Consider the following 18,193-nt stretch of genomic DNA (forward strand, 5'->3'; position numbering starts at 1 on the left):
CTTTCGCACCGGCGTCAAGAATTGATGGGTAACCGATCGATGCTGACCCACCGCCCTGCGAGCTTCGGAAGCCGAGAACTCACCTCTGGCAACATATCCGGCACGGTGAGCACGACCAGGCCAGGTGTCGCGTCCACTAACGCGTCGGGCGAGATGATCGGGATGTCGGTACCTGGCATGCGTCGGCCCTGTTTGGCCGGCGACGCGTCGGCCACCGCGCCGATCAACGTGCTGTCCAGCCCTGCCATCGCAAACAGGGACACCGCCCGTGAAGCGGCACCGTAACCGTATACCCGCACACCGGCCTCCTGTCTGTCCAGCAGCCACGAACGCAGTGCGACCACTTGCTGGTCGGCAGCGCGCTGCAGGATCCCGTGTACCAGCTCGTCATCGACGCAGTGCGCGGCGTCAACGACGCCGGTCCTCATCCACCGCCGCCGCGAGCTGTGCACCGCGGCAATCAATTCCGTACCGCCGTAGAGGTCGAACTGCCAGGTGGCTGCGATCGACATCCCGGCGTGGGCCAGCAGACGTTCCAGCGCCCGTCGCGAATAGTAGGAGAAATGCCCGTGTCGCAACGCATTCCACTGGCCCTGCGCCACGATCGCCGCCAGTGAGTGGTACTGCAAGAGCAGCACGCCGTCTGCTGCGGTGGCGGCGGCTCGCTCGGAGAACGCGGCACGTTGGTCAGGTTCATGCATGATGCCGAAACAGTCCAGTACCACGTCTGCAGCTCCGGTCGACGTGCGCAGTGGCGCAAAACCGCGTTCCGCCAGCAGCCCCAGCCAGCTGCCGCCGTGCGGACTGCCGAATTCACGCACCGTCGTTCCGGTCAACCACCCGGCAGCGGCCACCCGCGTCACCGCGTCGGCCGCCTGGTCCTTGAGCGCCTGCGGTTCGATCCCACGCGGCTCGGCGGTGACCGTATCGTCGGCGGCCAGTTGCGCGAGCCCACAATCGCCACACAGGTCCATCGCCAGTGCGTGTGAGGTTTCTTCGGCGGACACCGGCTCGGCTGCCGACGGAAAATGATCGGCTGCCGGTACCGCTCCCAGATCCAGTACCCGCTGCAGGTGCCGACCACCACAACCACGGCAGGTGTTCATGGCAGCATGTCCATGTGCACATCGAGCAGGCCCGGCTCGCCGGCGTCGCCGTACTGGTTCCGACCCCGCACTTCGACGACCGCGGTTTGTTCACCCGCACCTTCGATGCCGCGGTCTTCGACGACTGGCTGGGCGTGCCAGGGGCCGCCGCATCTTTCGTGCAGGATTCTCAGTCGCGCTCTGTGTGTGGCGTGATCCGCGGTATGCACGGCCGACGTGGGCGGGGTGAGGCCAAACTGGTGCGTTGCGCCAACGGCGCCGTCCACGACGTGCTGGTGGATGCCCGGCCGGACTCCCCCACGTTCGGCCAGCATGAGTCGTTCCTTCTCGACGACAACGACTTCCGTCATCTGTTCGTGCCGCCGGGACTGCTGCACGGATTCCAGGCGCTGACCCGGACCGCGGATGTGTGTTACCGGATCGATCGTGGACACGACCCGACTGAGGATGTTGCCGTCGCGCACGACGATCCCGACCTGGCGATCCACTGGCCGCTGCCGATGACCGTCATGTCGCAACGTGATGCCGCGGCGGGCAGTTGGCAGCAGTTGGTCACACAATTGCGCTGACCCGCCGCAGTTGTCCGTCCACGGCTCCGTCATCGAGCAGCTGACGTAACCTGGCCAGCCGGGTGAATCGGCGTTCGAAATCTTCGGCGGTCAGTCCGTACGCGGTGTACGCGCGATAGAGTTCGGCCGCCCCTTCTGCCACTGTGCGTTTCGCCTCAAAACCCAGTTCCGTTCGGGCCCTGCCGAAGTCGACCTGATAGGACCGTGGATCGGCACCGGTCTCCCCCGTAATGGCCAGCGTGGAACCCGGGACCGCCCGCATCGCTTCTTCGGCGATGTCTGCGACCGTGACATTGTTGGCTTCCGACCCGACGTTGTAGGCGCGGCAGGTAACCACCTCGGCCGACGCTGTCAAACAAGCCGAAAAGGCGTCGGCGATGTCTGCGGCGTGCACCAACGGTCGCCACGGCGTGCCGTCGGACAACACCCGGACGACGCCGGTCAGCACCGCGTGGCCTACCAGGTTGTTGAGCACGATATCCGCGCGTGGCCGTGCAGAGAACCCGAAAGCTGTTGCGTTGCGCAGGAATACCGGAACAAAATCGGCGTCGGCCATCGCTGCCACGTCGTCTTCCACCCGGACTTTGCTGATCGCGTACGGGGTCAGAGGCCGCAACGGTGCATCCTCGTCGACCAATCCGTCACCGGCGGCGCCGTACACCGAACAGGTGGAGGCATACAGAAAGCGGCGCACCCCTGCGTCCTTGGCGAGCCGGGCCAGGCGCACGGACGCGCGATGGTTGATGTCGAAGGTGGTCTCCGGATCCAACGCCCCGAGTGGGTCGTTGGACATTGCCGCCAGATGCACGACAGCGTCGAATCCGGCCAGCTGGTCCGCCGTCACCGCACGCAGGTCCACCGCGAGCTGTGACACGTCGGCCGGTGCAGGACCCAACACACAGTCGGCGAAGTATCCGGTGTCCAATCCGACGACCCGGTGTCCCGCCGACTGCAGAACCGGCACCATCACAGTGCCGAGATAGCCGAGGTGCCCGGTGACCAGAACCTTCATGCACCAACCCTTTCCGAGAAACTGATTATCGCCTTTTCGATGACGAACGCTTCGGCGTGGGTACTACGGCACTGCACACCGCGTAATCTCAGCAGCCCGAGGAACGCCGCCTCGTCGAACCAGTCACGACCCACCTGCGACGGATAGTGTTCGTGCAACAGCGCCACCTTCTCCTGCGCGAGGGTCGCATCCAATGGATGGAACAACGTCGGCGTCGGGGTGTCCGTCTCCCACTTGAGGATCTCGTAGCCGAGCGTGAGATGGTTGCGGAACTCTGTGGGTACCAGTTCGGCCAGCATGCGGTGATCCTGATGGGCATCGCCACGTTGGGTGCTGAACACCACGTCGGGCTCACAGGTCTTCCGGAACGCGTTGAGTTCATCCTTGATTCGCGCCCAATGGGCGGGTGCCCTGCCGTCCGGGATGTCGAGAATCGTGAGGTTCACCGCCGCCCCGGGACAGAAGGCCGATAACGCGGCGCGCTCCTCGGCATCGCGCACTCCGCCTCCTCCGGAGAGCACCAACCCATGGACGCGAAGGCCAGGGTGTGCACGCGCGAGCGTCAACAGGGTTCCGCCCATCCCGATCGCAATGTCGTCGCAATGCGCTGCAAGCACGGCGATCTCGCCGATCCTGCCCGTATCGAGCCCGATCACGACGCGCGGTTCTCCCACAGCATCCATGGCGCGTCACCCCGTAGGTACGCGGCATCGAGGTCGGCGCGTTCCTTGAATGTGTCGGCCGGTTTCCAGAACCCGAGGTGTTTGTATCCGTACAGACGACCGTCGGCTGCGAGCTTTCCGCACACATCTTCGACCAGGTCGCAGTTCTCGGTCAGCAGATCCAGCACCTCTCGGGAGAGGACGAAGAACCCACCGTTCTCCCAGATGGGGAGTTGGGACACCGGCGTGATCCCGTCCACCACACCGGATTCAGTGAGTTCGACGCAATGAAACGACGACTGCGGAGGGACGACGAGCATGGAGGCCGCCGCACCGGAGGCCTTCACCTCGTTGATGATCCGATTCATCGGGGCATCGGTCAGCACGTCGGCGTAGTTGGCCAGGAAGTACTCCTCTTCGGCCAGAAATCCGCTGACCCGCCGCAAGCGCTCGCCGATCGGCGAATCCGCACCGGTGTCGACGAACGTGATCGACCACTCGCTGATGTCGGAGTGCAGCAGTTCAACGGTGCCGTCGCGGATGACGAAGTCGTTGGACACCGATTCCTGATAGGTCAGGAAGTAGTTCTTGATGTGGGTGGCGCCGTAGCCGAGACACAGGATGAAGTCTTTGTGCCCAAAATGGGCGTAATAGCGCATCACGTGCCAGATCAGTGGCCGGTTTCCGATCATCTGCATCGGCTTGGGGATCGTGTCGTCTGCACCGTTGCGCATGCGCATTCCGTAACCACCGCAGAACAGCACGACCTTCATGAAGACTTCCCTTTCGCCGCAACGACATGCAGGCTCGGCAGCGGGTAGACCAGTTGGGCCCCCCATTCGCCGGTATAGGCCAACTGCTCGGTGATCTCGTTCTCGAGATTCCACGGCAGCACCACGATGACGTCGGGACGATCCTTGTCCAGGCGTTCCACCGGGTGGATCGGAATCCGCGCGCCGGGGGTGAACTTTCCGTGCTTGTACGGGTTGCGGTCCACGGTGTACTCGAGCAGGTCCGACCGGATACCGCAGTAATTGAGCAGTGTGTTGCCCTTACCGGGAGCGCCGTAGCCGACCACTCGCATACCGGCCGCGCGGTAATCCAGCAAGAGACGCAGCAGGTCCTGACGCAGTTGATCCACCCGGGCTTGCAGACCGACGTAACCACTGACGTCGTGCAGGTTGGCTTGTTCCTCGGCGGCCAGCAGCTCCGACAGGCGTGCGGACGGCGGGCCGGCCGCCGCATCGGGACGCGCCCACAACCGGATGGATCCGCCATGGGTCGGGATGGCCTCGGCGTCGACGACCGTCAGGCCCGCGGTAGCCAGCGCCCTTGCCGCCGACGCCACTGTGTAGTACTGGAAATGCTCGTGGTAAATGGTGTCGAACTGCGCGAATTCCACCAGGTTGCCTGCATGGTGCACCTCGACAGACAGCCAGCCGTCATCAGCCAGTAGGGCACGCAGCGAGCGGGTGAATCCGAGGAGGTCCGGGATGTGCGCATAGACATTGTTGGCTATGACCAGATCCGCCGGGCCGTGCTCGGCCCGGATCCTCGTTGCTGTCGCCTCGTCGAGAAACGTCGTCAATGTCGGCACGCCACGGGCGCGCGCAGCCGCGCCCACGTTCACTGACGGTTCGATACCCAGGCAGGGCACTCCGGAGGCAACCATGTGTTGCAGCAGGTAGCCGTCGTTACTGGCTACCTCAACCGCGAATGATTCTGCGCCGAGTTGCAGACGATCGACGGCGTGAGCGACGAACTGGCGGGCGTGGTCGACCCACGAGTCGGAGTAGGAGGAGAAATACGCGTATTCGGTGAAGGTGTCCTCGGGCGTTATCAGTGCCGGAATCTGTAGCAACAGGCAGTTCTCACACAACCGCAGATGCAGCGGGTACGTCGACTCCTGAATGTCCAGCTCGCGTGGTGCGAGAAGCTTCTCGCACGGCGGGGTCGCGCCGAGGTCGAGCACACTCAGGAGACGGTCGGACCCACATAACCGGCACAGCACACGCAGACCTTCGCTCTCAGCCGAGATCCATGCTCCACGACTCGCCCACATCTCTGGCGGCCATGCAAACCTGAGAGGACCTTAACAGAATCAGCTAACTGTCACTAGGTTGCTGTAACTGATTTTTCCCGCGCGAGCAGACAGTTGCGTACCCTGCCGAGGCCATTTTCAGGTACCGAACTGTCTGCTCGCCGGGAGAAAGTGGCCCGAGAGAAAGGTGTCCGGGGAGAACTCAGCCTTCGAGTTTGTAGCCCAGCCCCCGCACGGTCACCAGATGCACGGGATTGGCCGGGTCGGCCTCGATCTTGGACCGCAGCCGCTTGACGTGGACATCGAGGGTTTTGGTGTCGCCGACGTAGTCCGCACCCCAGACCCGATCGATGAGCTGCCCGCGGGTGAGCACTCGGCCACTGTTACGCATCAGGTACTCGAGCAGGTCGAACTCCTTGAGCGGCAACGTGACCGGATCCCCGTTCACGCTGACCACATGGCGCTCGACGTCCATCCGGACCGGGCCGGCCTCCAGCACACCGTCGCCGAGACTGGCGTCATCGGTGTCCGCGCCACGGCGCAGCACCGCCCGGATCCGTGCGATCAGCTCACGCGCCGAGTACGGCTTGGTGACATAGTCGTCGGCGCCGAGTTCCAGCCCGACCACTTTGTCGATCTCGCTGTCGCGGGCGGTCACCATGATCACCGGCACACTGGACCGGGATCGCAGTTGCTTGCACACGTCGGTGCCGCTCATTCCCGGCAACATGAGATCCAACAGCACGATGTCGGCGCCAGAGCGCTCGAACTCTGCCAGGGCCGACGGTCCGTCGCCCACCACGGTGGCCTCAAAGCCTTCCTTGCGGAGCAGGAATGCCAGTGGATCGGCCAACGACTCCTCGTCTTCAACGATCAACACGCTGGTCATCGTTCTCGCTAATCCTCTCGTTCGACTTGCTCGTTTTGGGGGTCGTCGGGATGGGGGTACACCGGGATCGACAACGTGAACGTCGACCCCGTCCCCGGCTGACTCCACAGCCGGATGGATCCGTTGTGGTTGGCGGCCACATGCTTGACGATGGCCAAGCCCAGCCCGGTGCCGCCGGTGGCTCGCGACCGGGCTTTGTCGACGCGGAAGAATCTCTCGAAAACCCGCTCCTGGTCGGCCTTGTCGATGCCGATCCCACGGTCGGTCACCGCGATCTCCACCTTGTCGCCCCGTCTGCGACGACTGATGGACACACCGGAACCGTTGGGAGAGTAAGCAATTGCATTTGAGAGCAGGTTGGCGATGGCGGTCACCAGCAGTGACTCGTCACCGAGCACGCGATAGCCGGTCGGCGCGTCGGTGGTGATCGCGGTGTCGGCGTTGTCGGCGGCCACCTTGTGCCGCGACAACGCCTCGGCCACTACGGTATCCACGTCCACCGCATCCAGATCGGGTAAGCGCTCACCGCCCTGCAGGCGGGACAGCTCGATCAGCTCGCCGACCATATCGGCCAACCGGTGTGATTCGGCGACCATCTTGTCGGCGAACCGGCGCACGGTGTCGGGATCGTCGGCCGAGGCCAGCAGGGCCTCGGCCAGCACGCCCATCGCGCCAACGGGCGTCTTGAGTTCGTGACTGACATTGGCCACGAAATCGCGGCGCGTCGCTTCCATCCGGGCATGCTCGGACTGGTCGTCGGCATAGGCCACCGCGAAGCGACGGTCGTCGTCGGTGAGGAGGCGCACCTTGCCACGCACCGAGATACCGGAACGTCCCGGATTGGCCATCTTCCGGGGCGAGAGGTCGACCTCGGCGTCCTGTCCGGTGGCGAATACCTGTTCGGCGGCCCGCCAGGCACGGTCATCGAGCAACCGGTCCCGCACCAGGCCGAGCTCGATGGCCCGGTCGTTGGAGTAGACGACGTCGTTGAAGGTGTCGACGACCGCGATGCCCACGGGCGAGAGCGACACGATGAACTGCAGCATCTGTGACACCGTGATGCCGGCCTCGTCGATCGCGCGGCGCTCACGGCGGGCCGTGATCCGCGGTATCAGTTCGGCGCCGATGACCACCCCGGCGATCAAAGCGAGTAGCGCCACGACCGCCGTCAGCAATAGCGCCGACACCACACTCACGCGAAAATCGTACGCATCCGGTGAACGTCATCCCAGCAGGGAGCGGCGATTACGGGACATGTCACAAACGAAATCACAGGAGTTTGGCCGCTGTTCACCGCAGTTAACCCGGCGTTTGCCGGGTGGAGCCGCGCCATTGCGTCGCCGGTGCGGATCGTGACTACTTCGCGCCCTGCGCGGCCACGGCGGCCGCACCGGCGGCTGCCGCCTCGGGATCGAGGTAGGTCCCGCCGGTCACCGTGGGCTTGAGATTCTCGTCCAGGTCGTAGCGCAGCGGGATCCCGGTGGGGATGTTCAGGCCCACCACGGCCTCGTCGGACATCCCGTCGAGGTACTTGACCAGCGCGCGCAGCGAATTACCGTGCGCCGCGATCAGCACCGTCTTGCCGGCCTTGAGGTCACCGACGATGGTCTGCTCGTAGTAGGGCACGAACCGGGTCACCACATCGGCCAGGCATTCGGTGAGTGGACCACCGCCGATATCGGCATACCGCGGGTCCGCGTCCTGGCTGAACTCGCTGCCCTTCTCGATCGGCGGCGGCGGCGTGTCATAGCTGCGCCGCCACGCCATGAACTGTTCCTCGCCGTACTTCTCTTTCGTCGCGGCCTTGTCCAGACCCTGCAACGCGCCGTAGTGCCGTTCGTTGAGCCGCCAGTCGCGGTGCACCGGGATCCACAACCGGTCGGCGGCGTCGAGCGCCAGATTGGCGGTGGTGATGGCGCGACGCAGCAGCGAGGTGTACAGCACATCGGGCAGCACACCCTGCTCGGCCAGCAGCTTGCCGCTGCGGACGGCTTCGGCCCGGCCCTTGTCGGTGAGGTCGACGTCGACCCATCCCGTGAACAGGTTCTTTTCGTTCCACAGGCTTTCGCCGTGGCGGAGCAGGATCAGCGTCGGCATTGGTTGGTTTTCCTCCTCGCGTGCGGCATGGTTGGGTTTCCTCCTCGCGTGCGGGTGATTGCGATCCTCTCACGACGCCGCGAACTACTGCTCGTCGATCAAATGTTCAAACGCCTTCAGGTTCTTCAGCGACTCACCGCGCGACACCCGCCACTCCCACTCTTTCTGGATCGACGAGCGAAAACCCAGCTCGAGCAAGGTGTTGAAGTCGGAGTCGACGGCTTCGAGCACCTGGCCGAGGATCCGATCGAGCTCGTCGGGGGTGACCGCGCCCAGGGTCATGCGCCCGACGAGGTAGATGTCGCCGACATTGTCGAGGGTGTATGCCACCCCGTACAGGCGGCGGTTGCGTTTGAGCAGGAACCGGTAGACGCCCTCGAAGTTCTCGTCGGGTTTGCGACAGACGAAGGCCTCCACCCGCACCGAGTGCTCCCCGATGCTCAGGATGGTGTTGGTCACCAGGCGTCGCTCGCCGGGCACTTCGACGATGATGCCGGGCAACCCACCGTGCGCGCCGTCGTGGTGGTGGTAGACCAGCTCGTGTTCGTCGAGGGTGTCTTCGATGATCTTGCGGATTGCGTGCGGGTCCGGCTCAGGGCTCACGTTCGTACCCCTCGGCGGATCGAGAAGCGACGCCCGGACCGGCGCAGGGACGGATCACGGCGCTGCTGGCGGGCACGGTAGTCGGTCATCGCATGCGAGTAGCTGCCGAGCAGCGCATCAACGGTGTGTTCCCAGGAAAAGCCCGCAGCGTGGGCGATCGCGGCGCGGCTCAGCTCTTGCGGGTCCCGTTGCAGCACCGTATCGATCGCGGCGGCCCAGTCACCGGCGTCGTGGCCGTCGACCAGCGCACCACTGACCCCGTCGCGCACCGCCACCGGCAAACCGCCGACGGCAGCCGCCACCACCGGGGTGCCGCAGGCCTGCGCCTCGACGGCAACCAGACCGAAGGATTCCGAATAGCTCGGCACCCCAACCAGATCGGCGGCACGGTATACGTTGACCAGTTGTTCACGCGATTGTGGCGGCAGGAACGTCACCCGGTCGGCGATGCCGAGTTCGTCGGCCAACCGCACCAGGGTGTCCGGCGCGGCCAGACCGGAGCCTGACGGGCCGCCGGCCACCAGGACCCGCACGCCGGACAACTTGGCTGCCGCACGCAACAGGATGTCAGGCGCCTTGAGCGGCTGGATGCGGCCGACGAACGCCACCACGGGCTCGTCGACGGCAAGTCCCAGAGCAGCACGGGCCGCCTGCCTGGACCCCGGCGTGAACACCTCAAGGTCCACCCCGGGATGCACCACGTCGATGCGATCCGCATCGGCATGATGCGCGGAAACCAGTTGTCGGGCTTCGTGTTCGGTGTTCACGATCAGCCGGTCGGCCTCGTCGACCACCTGCTGTTCGCCCACCGCGCGCAGCGGCGGCTCAGGAGAGTCGCCCTCGGCCAGCGCAGCGTTCTTGACCGCGGCCAGCGTGTGCGCAGTGTGCACCAGCGGCACCGCCCAACGGTCTCTGGCGAGCCAGCCCACCTGACCGGAGAGCCAGTAGTGCGAATGGACCACGTCGTAGTAACCGGGTTCGTGGGTCGCCTCGGCCCGCAACACGCCCGCGGTGAACGCGCACAGCTGGGTGGGCAGATCGTACTTGTCCAGGCCCTCGAACGGCCCGGCGACGACGTTGCGCACCAGCACTCCCGGGGCCACCGGCACCACCGGCGCATCGGCTGAGGAGGTGGCCCTGGTGAAGACCTCGACCTCGACGCCGCGGCGTGCCAGCTGCAACGCTGTCTGCAGGACGTAGACGTTCATTCCGCCGGCATCACCGGTGCCGGGCTGCGCCAGCGGCGAAGTGTGCACGGACAGCACCGCGACGCGGCGCGGGGTCTCTGTTGCTAGACGCACACCGTCATGTCTACACCGCCGCTATCCGGCGGGTCTGAGCGCGCCGCATGGCGCCGATCGGATCGGCGTAGAGCCCGCCGAGGGACACGATGCCCGCACCGGCCTCCTGCACGCGGTTGCCGAACGCGGTCACCCGGATGTCGCGGGGTGCCAGCACGGACCGCTGCGCGAATGCGGCCTCCACCAACGGCATGCCTTCGGGGTATTCGGTGAAGGCCTGGCCGCCGACCACCAGATCGTCGGGATTGAGCAGATCACGCAGCAGCGCCACGGCCTCACCGAGCACCCTGGCGCGGTCGCCCAGCAGTGCGACGGCCTGTTCGTTGCCGCGCCGGGCGGCCCGCAGCACCGCGGGCAGCGTCGAGGCCGGGCCTTCGGCGGGGACGATCTGCAGTTTCCTGGCCGCGGTGAGCACCGCCTCGTCGCTCACCGTCGATTCCAGTTGACCTGTGCCGCCGAGCAGTTCGGATTGCGCGGGCAGGGCTGCGATGGTGCCCGGTCCGCTGGCCGGGGAATGCACCCGACCGTCGATGGACAATGCGTAGCCGACGGTTTCGCGCGCGTAGACATAGAGGCTGGTCCTGGCGTGGGCGGCCGGGGGCTCGGGTGCCGAGCGTCGACCGCCAAGCAGTAGTTCGGCGCCGGCCATTGCGTCCACATGCGAGGCCAGCGACACCGGCAGGCCGAGCGCCTCGGCCAGCACCGGACCGACCGGCGCGTCGTGCCAGCCCAGCCGGGCGTGGTCGAGATATCCGGTGGCGCTGTCGACCACGCCGCCCGCGGCGACCCCGACCCACAATGCGCGGCGGCGGTGCCAGCGGCTCAGGTAGCGGCGGGCGCTGGCGGCCAACGAGGCCAGCGCGTCGGCCTGTGGGCCCCCGGGGGTCGGCGTCTCGACCACGTCGAGGGTGCGGCCGAACAGGTCGGTAGCCACGATGCTGGTGGTGCGCGCGCCGATGTGCACGCCGAGGGTGAGGAACGGTTCGTGGTTGACCTCGACCGGGACGCGGGGGCGACCGATCGCCCCGGATACCGCGAGATCGGCGCGTTCACGCAGGATCCCGGCTTCCAGCAGCGCGGTGACCTGACGGTTCACCGTGGCGATACTGAGCTGGGTGCGCTGGGCGACGGCGTCACGGGCGATCGGGCCACGCATGCGTACGGCGCTGAACACCGAGGCCGCCGCGCCGTCAGCGACCTTCAGCGACGGAGCGACGATGTGCAGGAGCCGCGATTGCGGGTAACGCGCACCGGCGGGCGCCAGTGTCCGCTTGGCCGAAGTGGCTCCCCGGGCGGGACGGCGAATGGGTGCTGCGGTGACAGTGGTCACGTGAAGGGTCCTTACTGGGGATCGGCTGGTGGGCTCGGGGCCACACCTGTCGATTCAGCAGGACAGCGGGAAGTGTCCGGATCGCCTCAGGCGCGGCGTGATGTGCGACGACAACAACACGCACACCGCACGAAGCGGGACTGGGAATTCCTGGACACAGAACGAATTTAGCACGCGAACTAAAGTTGGGCATATGACGACATCTCAGCCCGAACACCCGGTGGCGGTCGTCACCGGAGCCAGCGCCGGCATTGGCGCCGCAACCGCGAAAACCCTTGCCTCACTTGGGTTTCACGTGACATGCGTGGCACGCCGCGCGGACCGTATCGAGGCCCTGGCCGAGGAGATCGGCGGGACGGCGATTGTGGCGGACGTCACTGACCAGGATGCGGTCGACGCGCTGGCCGCCCGCCTGGGCCGGGTCAACGTGCTGGTCAACAACGCCGGCGGGGCCAAGGGACTGGAACCGGTGGCCGACGCCGACCTGGACCATTGGCGCTGGATGTGGGAAACCAACGTGCTCGGCACGCTGCGGGTCACGCGTGCCCTGCTGCCCGCGCTGGAAGCCTCCGGCGACGGGCTGATCGTGACCGTCACGTCCATCGCAGCGTTCGAGACCTACGACGGTGGCGCCGGCTACAGCGCAGCCAAGCACGCGCAGGGTGCGCTGCACCGCACCATGCGCGGCGAACTATTGGGAAAACCGGTGCGGCTCACTGAAATTGCCCCCGGCGCAGTCGAGACGGAGTTCTCTCTGGTGCGCTTCGACGGTGATCAGGAGCGCGCGGAGAACGTGTACCGCGGCATCACACCGCTGGTCGCCGACGACGTCGCCGAGGTGATCGGATTCGTGGCCTCCCGGCCTTCCCACGTCAACCTCGACCAGATCGTGATCAGGCCGCGCGATCAGGCACCGAACGGGCGGTTCAACCGGAAACCGACCGGCTAGCTAGCCGCCGGGCGCCGGGCTGGGCGCCGGGGTGGTGGTGGTCGGCGTGCCCGACAGGGTCGGCGCATCACTGGGCGTTGCGGGTGCGCTGGCGGGAATCTCCGGCGGCGGTTCTTTCGAGCTGACCGCCGACATGGACAACCATTCATCCCAGCTCACGGCCCAGTCCCAGATGTCCCCGTCGGCGTAGGACAGCTCGATATTCGTCCCGGTCACCTCGACCGGGTCGCCGTAGATCGCGGTGTTGAAGTACTGCTCGGCATCCGAGGTCGACAGGTTGATGCAGCCGTTGGTGACGTTGGTGTTGCCCTGGGCTCCGGCACTGGACGGGTTGGCGTGGATGAACTCGCCGTTGTTGGAGATCCGCACCGCCCACCGTTCGTGCACGTTGTTGTAGCCGGCCGCGGGGTTGGACATGTAGAAGTCCTCGTACTTCTCGCTGACGACGTGAATGCCGCTGCGGGTGACGTTGCGGGGCAGGTCGCCCTCGCCGTAACTGCACGGCAACGTCATGATCACGCCCGCATCGGTGATCACCTCGATCTGGTGCGAGGACGCTTCGGCCTTGACCACCTGGCGTCGGCCGATCTCGAAATCGAGCGTGGAGTCGGCCGCGCCGTAGGCGTCGTCGCCGAATGCCACCCCGTAGAGGGGCGCCTTGACGCTGATCTTCGTGCCCGCAGGCATGTACTCGCGGGACCGCCAGTGCACCCGGGAACCCCCGACCTCGTCGGGCAGCCAGGCCCAACTGCCCTCGACGGGCGGCTCGGTGATCACCTTCAGCGCCTTCTCCACGGTGGCCTTGTCGCTGATCGACGCGTCGAACTGAAGGATGATGGGTGCCGCGACGCCGACGACCTGACCGTCCGCGAGCTGGAACTGGCCGCTGACCTTCGTCTGCGGGGCGATCGTGGTGAACTTGCCCTCCACCGGCATGGCCTTGCCGTCCTGGCCCACCACGGAGCCGGCCCAGCTGTAGGTCACGTCGTAGCCGAGCGGTTCGGTGGTGCTGAACGCGGTGCGCTCACGGTTGAGTTTCCCGGAGACGACCTTGCCGTCGGAATTGGTCAGGCTGATCCGCTGGAACCAGCCGTCGCTGACCTGTACGCCCACCGGATCGATGGGATTCACATCCGAGGTGTCGGATTCGGGCTGAAATTTCAGCGTCGGGTTCGCCGGGGTGTCATCCTCGGTCGAAGACTCACCAGACGTACTGCGCGAGCACGCGGCCAGCACGCCGGCGCCCACACCGACAGCAAGCGCGCTCAACGCGCGCCGCCGGTTGATCAACGGCGACGCGGCCTCCATATCACCGGCTGGGCTCACGTGGACCTAGGGTACCGACAGAGAGCAGCCAATCAGAATCGGTTCGGGTGTGAGTTCTATCCCGAACGCCGCACGCACACCCTCCTGAACGGCCCTGGCCAGCGAAATCACGTCCGCGCTCGTCGCGTTTCCGCGGTTGGTGAGGGCCAGCGCGTGCTTGGTGGACAACCGGGCCGGGGCGTCCTGCCCGGGAAATCCCTTACCGAAGCCCGCGTGCTCAACCAGCCAGCCCGCAGCGAGTTTCACCCCGTCGGGAGCCGGATAGTTGGGCACCGGCCCTGCGACGCTTTGCTGTATCCGCTCGAATTCAGCGTGGGCCACCACCGGGTTGGTGAAGAACGACCCGACGCTCCAGGTGTCGTGGTCAGCCGCGTCGAGCACCATCCCCTTGCCTGCCCGCAACCGCAGGACCGCGTCGCGAACCCGCAGCGGGTCGACGCGGTCGCGGGGCTCGGCGCCCAGTGCGGTGGCCAGTTCGCCGTAGCGCAGCGGTGCGCTGCGCCCGCCCGCATCCAATGCGAACTCGACCTCCAGCACGACGGCCGCGTCCGAGTGTCTGAGAATGCTGGTGCGATATCCGAACTTCAGCTCTTCCGGTGCGACCCAGCGGTCTTCGCCGGTGCGCCGGTCCAACAGCCGAACGCGCCGGATGGTGTCGGCCACCTCGGCTCCGTAGGCGCCCACGTTCTGCACCGGGGTGGCACCGACCGAACCCGGTATCCCCGACAGACATTCCAAGCCGCCGAGCCCATGGGCCAGCGCCGTCACAACCACGTCGTCGAACACCGCGCCGGCTTCGGCGCGCACGATGTGGTCGTCGACGGTGATCTCGGTATTGGCCACCCGCACCACGGTCAGCCCGCGGATGTCGTCGGCGAGCACCACATTCGATCCGCCGGCCAGCACCAGGACCGGGTCGTCGTCAACCGCCAGGGCACGCAGCACGCCGACGAGTTGCTCGGTGCTGGTGCAGGTGAGCAGCCGCTCGGCCACCGGTCCGACGCGCAGCGTGGTCAGCGGGGCCAGCGGGACCGCTTCAGCGATGTCGACGCCTCCAACTTGCGAACTGACCACGGGCGGTAACGGTAGCCTGACCAGCTATGGCGCGATCATTCGACATGGCCACCGAATACGAAGGCAGCGTCGAACAGGTCCACCGCGCATTCGGCGACGAACGGTACTGGCAGGCCCGGCTGGCCGATTCCGGTGCCGATGACGCCACTTTGGAGACGATGGAGGCGGCAGGCGACGGCAACATCGATGTCGTGACGACCCAGGTGCTGCGGTCCGACCGGCTACCCGGTTTGGTATCGCAATTCCACCGCGGTGACCTGGTCATCCGGCGTGAGGAACGGTGGCAGCCGATCCGTGAGGGACAGTCCACGGGCGACATCGCAGGCACCATCCTCGGCGCCCCTGTGGGGCTCACGGGGACCGCGGTGCTGGCACCGTCTGATCGCGGATGCCGGTTGGCGGTCACCACCACCGTTGAGGTCAATGTGCCACTGGTCGGCGGAAAGATCGAGAACTTCATCGGCACCCAACTGGTCGATCTGCTGATCGCCGAACAGCGCTTCACCACGGCGTGGATCGCCGAACACGCCTGATCGCGGCGGTAGATTCCATATCCATGAGTCAGCACCTGGACGGCACCGCTGACCGGGTCGCCCACCATCAGTAGACCCGTCGGAGCAGTCACCCGCGGCACCACCGGCTACAACCGGTTGCGCCGCAGCGACCGCTGGCTGGTGCATTCGACGCGGGTGCGGACAGCACTGCGCGCGGCCACCGATCCGCTGGTGGTCGATCTGGGATACGGCGCGTTGCCGGTCACCACACTGGAGCTGGCCGCACGGCTGCAGGTCGTGCGCGCCGATGCCCGCGTCGTGGGGCTGGAGATCCACCCCGACCGGGTGGCCACGGCCCGCGCGCTGGCAGACGGCGGAGACGTCGAATTCGCACTCGGCGGGTTCGAGTTGGCCGGACTGCAGCCGGTGCTGGTGCGGGCGTTCAACGTGCTGCGGCAGTATCCGGTCGAGGCGGTGCCCGACGCGTGGGCCACGATGCAGGCCCGGTTGGCGCCGGGTGGGCTGATCGTCGATGGCACCTGCGACGAGCTCGGCCGACGCTGCTGCTGGGTACTGCTCGACGCGTCCGGGCCCGTCAGCTTCACCGTGGCCTGCGATCCGTTCGCGATCGAGCGGCCGTCAGATGTGGCCGAACGGCTGCCCAAGGTGCTCATCCACCACAATGTGGCCGGACAGCCGATCCATACCCTGCTGTCGGCCGCCGACCGGGCCTGGGCCAGCGTGGCCGGACACGGGGTTTTCGGGCCGCGGATCCGGTGGCGGGCCATGCTCGAACTGCTCCGCGACGACGGCTATCCCGTCGAGCCGCCACGGCGCCGGATGCGCGACGGGGTGCTGACCGTGGATTGGCAGACCGTTGCGCCCACCTTTCTCCGGCGAGAAGACACTTAGGTACCGGAAAACCCCTGCTCACGGGTACCGGACTGTCTGCTCGCGCGAAAAACGCGAGGAAAAACATAAGCTCTTGGTATGCGGATCGCCCTGGCACAGATCACGTCCGGCACCGACCCTGCCGCCAATCTCGAGCTGGTCGACGAATTCACCGAACGCGCCGCCGCGGCCGGCGCGCAGCTGGTGCTCTTTCCCGAAGCCACGATGTGTCGGTTCGGCGTTGGGCTGAGCGCCATCGCCGAACCGCTCGACGGACCGTGGGCCACCGGGGTACGCACCATCGCGGCGCGGGCCGGGATCGTGGTCGTCGCCGGCATGTTCGTCCCCGCCGACGACGGACGGGTCAGCAACACGTTGGTGGCAGCCGGGCCGGGAGTGGACGCGCACTACCACAAGATCTACCTGTACGACGCGTTTGGATTCGCTGAATCACGCACTGTCGCACCGGGTTCGGAACCGACGACGATAACCGTCGACGGTGTCACGGTGGGGTTGACCACCTGCTACGACATCCGGTTCCCCGAACTGTTCGTCGAGTTGGCGAGCCGCGGTGCGCAACTGATCACCGTGCATGCCTCCTGGGGGTCCGGGCCGGGCAAGCTTGAGCAGTGGACGCTGCTGGCCCGCGCCAGGGCGCTGGACACCACGGGCTACATCGCCGCGGTGGACCAGGCCTATCCGGGCGACGAGATCGCCAAGGCCGGCCCGACCGGGGTGGGCGGCAGCGTCGTCACCTCCCCGACCGGTGAGGTGCTGGCCGCCGCGGGCGCCGAACCGCAGCTGCTGGTGTACGACATCGACCTCGATGCCGCCCGCTCCGCGCGCGACACGATCGCGGTGCTGCACAATCGCACATCACTCGATCAGCTCGGTCGCCCAGAACTCGCTCAGTTCGGTAAGGCACAATCGCTGAGGTGACCGATCCCTGGGCCCGCCCCACCGACCAGGCCCCGCCACCACCTTCACCACCACCGCCACCACCCGCGGGCCCGCCGCCGTCAGGCCCGCCGCCCGGGTACCCGGAACCGCCGCCTGCCGCAGCTCAGCCCCCGCAGAAGGACTCGTCGCCGATGGCGAAGGTCAAGAAACTGCTGTCCGATCCGCTGTCGGTCGTGCTGGTCGTGGTCATCGTGCTGGCCCTGGTCGCCGCGGGTGTGCTCGGTGGCGAGCTGTATGCCCGCAAGCGCGCCGACAGCGTGGTCGCCGGCGTCGTGGAGTGCGTGGTGCAGGACGGCGCCACAGCGTCGTTCGACCCGCTGCCGCCGTTCCTGCTGCAGCACATGTCCGGGCACTACACGAACATCAACATCGAGACGGCCGGTAACCAGATCCGTGACGCCAAGGGCATGAAGGTGGTGCTCGGTATCAAGGATGTCCGGCTGGAGGACACCGCGGACTCGGGCGGCTCGGTCGGGTCGCTGACCGCCGACATCACCTGGTCCACCGACGGCATCCGCCAGACCGTCGCCGACCTCGTCCAGCTTCCGTTCATCGGCTCGGCGATCTCAGACGTGTCCACGAACCCGTCCGACGGCACCATCAAGCTCAAGGGTCTGATCGGCACCATCACCGCCAAACCCACCGTGGTCAACAAGGGGATCTCGCTGCAGGTGGTGGACTTGAGCGCGATCGGGATGTCCTGGCCGCGGGAAACCATCCAGCCGATCCTGGACAAGTTCACCGCCCAGCTCACCGAGAACTACCCGATGGGCATTCACGCCGACACCGTGCAGGTCACCGACAGCGGTGTGATCGCGCGCTTCTCGACCCAGAACGCGTCGATGCCGAAGGCCACCGAGGATCCCTGCTTCGCCGAGCTGTGAGCGCC

Annotated in this window: 19 protein-coding genes; 6 read left to right on the forward strand and 13 right to left on the reverse strand. The window is 66.5% G+C overall.

What is annotated here, in order from left to right:
- Window positions 1-14: 14 nt before the first annotated feature.
- Window positions 15-1,106 (reverse strand): class I SAM-dependent methyltransferase, encoded by a 1,092-nt coding sequence (locus tag M1247_RS11765; RefSeq protein WP_317156488.1) that lies wholly within the window; start codon window positions 1,104-1,106, stop codon window positions 15-17.
- A gap of 14 nt (window positions 1,107-1,120) precedes the next feature.
- Between M1247_RS11765 and M1247_RS11770 the strand changes: the two genes are divergently transcribed.
- Complete coding sequence (locus M1247_RS11770) at window positions 1,121-1,675, forward strand: dTDP-4-dehydrorhamnose 3,5-epimerase family protein (protein ID WP_317156489.1); 555 nt, start codon at window positions 1,121-1,123, stop codon at window positions 1,673-1,675.
- Here the strand turns inward: M1247_RS11770 and M1247_RS11775 are convergent.
- From M1247_RS11775 to M1247_RS11820, 10 genes are all read right to left on the reverse strand, one after another.
- Entirely contained in the window at window positions 1,659-2,687 is a 1,029-nt protein-coding gene (locus M1247_RS11775; RefSeq protein WP_317156490.1) for an NAD-dependent epimerase/dehydratase family protein, read from the reverse strand. The genes M1247_RS11770 and M1247_RS11775 overlap by 17 nt on opposite strands.
- Window positions 2,684-3,370 (reverse strand): PIG-L deacetylase family protein, encoded by a 687-nt coding sequence (locus tag M1247_RS11780; protein ID WP_317156491.1) that lies wholly within the window; start codon window positions 3,368-3,370, stop codon window positions 2,684-2,686. Before M1247_RS11780 ends, M1247_RS11775 begins: the two co-directional genes overlap by 4 nt.
- A complete protein-coding gene (locus M1247_RS11785; RefSeq protein WP_317156492.1) occupies window positions 3,340-4,122 on the reverse strand; it encodes a glycosyltransferase family protein in 783 nt (260 codons plus the stop codon). The genes M1247_RS11780 and M1247_RS11785 overlap by 31 nt, the downstream gene beginning before the upstream one ends.
- Window positions 4,119-5,360 carry a methyltransferase domain-containing protein gene (locus M1247_RS11790; protein ID WP_317156639.1) on the reverse strand — a complete coding sequence of 414 codons (1,242 nt, stop codon included), beginning with the start codon at window positions 5,358-5,360 and terminating at the stop codon, window positions 4,119-4,121. Before M1247_RS11790 ends, M1247_RS11785 begins: the two co-directional genes overlap by 4 nt.
- Before the next feature lie 232 nt (window positions 5,361-5,592).
- On the reverse strand, window positions 5,593-6,279 hold the full coding sequence (gene regX, locus M1247_RS11795) for a two-component sensory transduction protein RegX (RefSeq protein ID WP_317156493.1): 687 nt from the start codon (window positions 6,277-6,279) through the stop codon (window positions 5,593-5,595).
- Window positions 6,280-6,287: 8 nt separating this feature from the next.
- Entirely contained in the window at window positions 6,288-7,475 is a 1,188-nt protein-coding gene (locus M1247_RS11800) for a sensor histidine kinase (RefSeq protein WP_317156494.1), read from the reverse strand.
- Between the two features lie 160 nt (window positions 7,476-7,635).
- Complete coding sequence (locus M1247_RS11805) at window positions 7,636-8,376, reverse strand: phosphoglyceromutase (protein WP_317156495.1); 741 nt, start codon at window positions 8,374-8,376, stop codon at window positions 7,636-7,638.
- A gap of 84 nt (window positions 8,377-8,460) precedes the next feature.
- A complete protein-coding gene (locus M1247_RS11810; RefSeq protein WP_317156496.1) occupies window positions 8,461-8,979 on the reverse strand; it encodes a type III secretion system chaperone family protein in 519 nt (172 codons plus the stop codon).
- Window positions 8,976-10,280: a D-inositol-3-phosphate glycosyltransferase gene (gene mshA / locus M1247_RS11815; protein WP_317156497.1), complete on the reverse strand. Its 1,305-nt coding sequence runs from the start codon at window positions 10,278-10,280 to the stop codon at window positions 8,976-8,978. Before mshA ends, M1247_RS11810 begins: the two co-directional genes overlap by 4 nt.
- Before the next feature lie 10 nt (window positions 10,281-10,290).
- Window positions 10,291-11,610: an ROK family protein gene (locus M1247_RS11820; protein ID WP_458695217.1), complete on the reverse strand. Its 1,320-nt coding sequence runs from the start codon at window positions 11,608-11,610 to the stop codon at window positions 10,291-10,293.
- A gap of 193 nt (window positions 11,611-11,803) precedes the next feature.
- On the opposite strand from M1247_RS11820, the gene M1247_RS11825 reads away from it, so the two are divergent.
- Window positions 11,804-12,559 carry an SDR family oxidoreductase gene (locus tag M1247_RS11825; RefSeq protein ID WP_317156498.1) on the forward strand — a complete coding sequence of 252 codons (756 nt, stop codon included), beginning with the start codon at window positions 11,804-11,806 and terminating at the stop codon, window positions 12,557-12,559.
- On the opposite strand, the gene M1247_RS11830 is transcribed toward M1247_RS11825, so the two are convergent.
- Window positions 12,560-13,885 carry a L,D-transpeptidase gene (locus tag M1247_RS11830; protein WP_458695218.1) on the reverse strand — a complete coding sequence of 442 codons (1,326 nt, stop codon included), beginning with the start codon at window positions 13,883-13,885 and terminating at the stop codon, window positions 12,560-12,562.
- 6 nt (window positions 13,886-13,891) lie between these two features.
- Window positions 13,892-14,959: a UDP-N-acetylmuramate dehydrogenase gene (locus M1247_RS11835; protein WP_317156499.1), complete on the reverse strand. Its 1,068-nt coding sequence runs from the start codon at window positions 14,957-14,959 to the stop codon at window positions 13,892-13,894.
- Between the two features lie 26 nt (window positions 14,960-14,985).
- Here M1247_RS11835 and M1247_RS11840 point away from each other — a divergent pair, with 26 nt between their 5' ends.
- The 4 genes from M1247_RS11840 to M1247_RS11855 all read left to right on the forward strand — a co-directional run bounded on the left by M1247_RS11840 (window position 14,986) and on the right by M1247_RS11855 (window position 18,188).
- Window positions 14,986-15,492 (forward strand): DUF2505 domain-containing protein, encoded by a 507-nt coding sequence (locus M1247_RS11840; RefSeq protein ID WP_317156500.1) that lies wholly within the window; start codon window positions 14,986-14,988, stop codon window positions 15,490-15,492.
- Between the two features lie 66 nt (window positions 15,493-15,558).
- The gene (locus M1247_RS11845) at window positions 15,559-16,365 is read left to right on the forward strand and encodes a class I SAM-dependent methyltransferase (RefSeq protein WP_410506863.1); all 807 of its coding nucleotides are present in this window, start codon (window positions 15,559-15,561) and stop codon (window positions 16,363-16,365) included.
- 78 nt (window positions 16,366-16,443) lie between these two features.
- Entirely contained in the window at window positions 16,444-17,283 is an 840-nt protein-coding gene (locus M1247_RS11850; protein WP_317156501.1) for a carbon-nitrogen hydrolase family protein, read from the forward strand.
- Window positions 17,280-18,188, forward strand: coding sequence for an LmeA family phospholipid-binding protein (locus M1247_RS11855; protein WP_317156502.1), 909 nt, complete (start codon window positions 17,280-17,282; stop codon window positions 18,186-18,188). The genes M1247_RS11850 and M1247_RS11855 overlap by 4 nt, the downstream gene beginning before the upstream one ends.
- Window positions 18,189-18,193 lie beyond the last annotated feature (5 nt).

It is taken from the genome of Mycobacterium appelbergii (assembly GCF_032883035.1).
In the GTDB taxonomy this organism is placed as follows: domain Bacteria; phylum Actinomycetota; class Actinomycetes; order Mycobacteriales; family Mycobacteriaceae; genus Mycobacterium; species Mycobacterium appelbergii.

Bases quoted from the DNA above. Each gene is read 5' to 3' on its own strand.
- M1247_RS11785 (WP_317156492.1), bottom strand. From the start codon at position 4,122: ATGAAGGTCGTGCTGTTCTGCGGTGGTTACGGAATGCGCATGCGCAAC.
- M1247_RS11825 (WP_317156498.1), top strand. From the start codon at position 11,804: ATGACGACATCTCAGCCCGAACACCCGGTGGCGGTCGTCACCGGAGCC.
- M1247_RS11850 (WP_317156501.1), top strand. From the start codon at position 16,444: ATGCGGATCGCCCTGGCACAGATCACGTCCGGCACCGACCCTGCCGCC.
- M1247_RS11765 (WP_317156488.1), bottom strand. From the start codon at position 1,106: ATGAACACCTGCCGTGGTTGTGGTGGTCGGCACCTGCAGCGGGTACTG.
- regX (WP_317156493.1), bottom strand. From the start codon at position 6,279: ATGACCAGCGTGTTGATCGTTGAAGACGAGGAGTCGTTGGCCGATCCA.
- M1247_RS11840 (WP_317156500.1), top strand. From the start codon at position 14,986: ATGGCGCGATCATTCGACATGGCCACCGAATACGAAGGCAGCGTCGAA.
- M1247_RS11780 (WP_317156491.1), bottom strand. From the start codon at position 3,370: ATGGATGCTGTGGGAGAACCGCGCGTCGTGATCGGGCTCGATACGGGC.
- M1247_RS11805 (WP_317156495.1), bottom strand. From the start codon at position 8,376: ATGCCGACGCTGATCCTGCTCCGCCACGGCGAAAGCCTGTGGAACGAA.
- M1247_RS11775 (WP_317156490.1), bottom strand. From the start codon at position 2,687: ATGAAGGTTCTGGTCACCGGGCACCTCGGCTATCTCGGCACTGTGATG.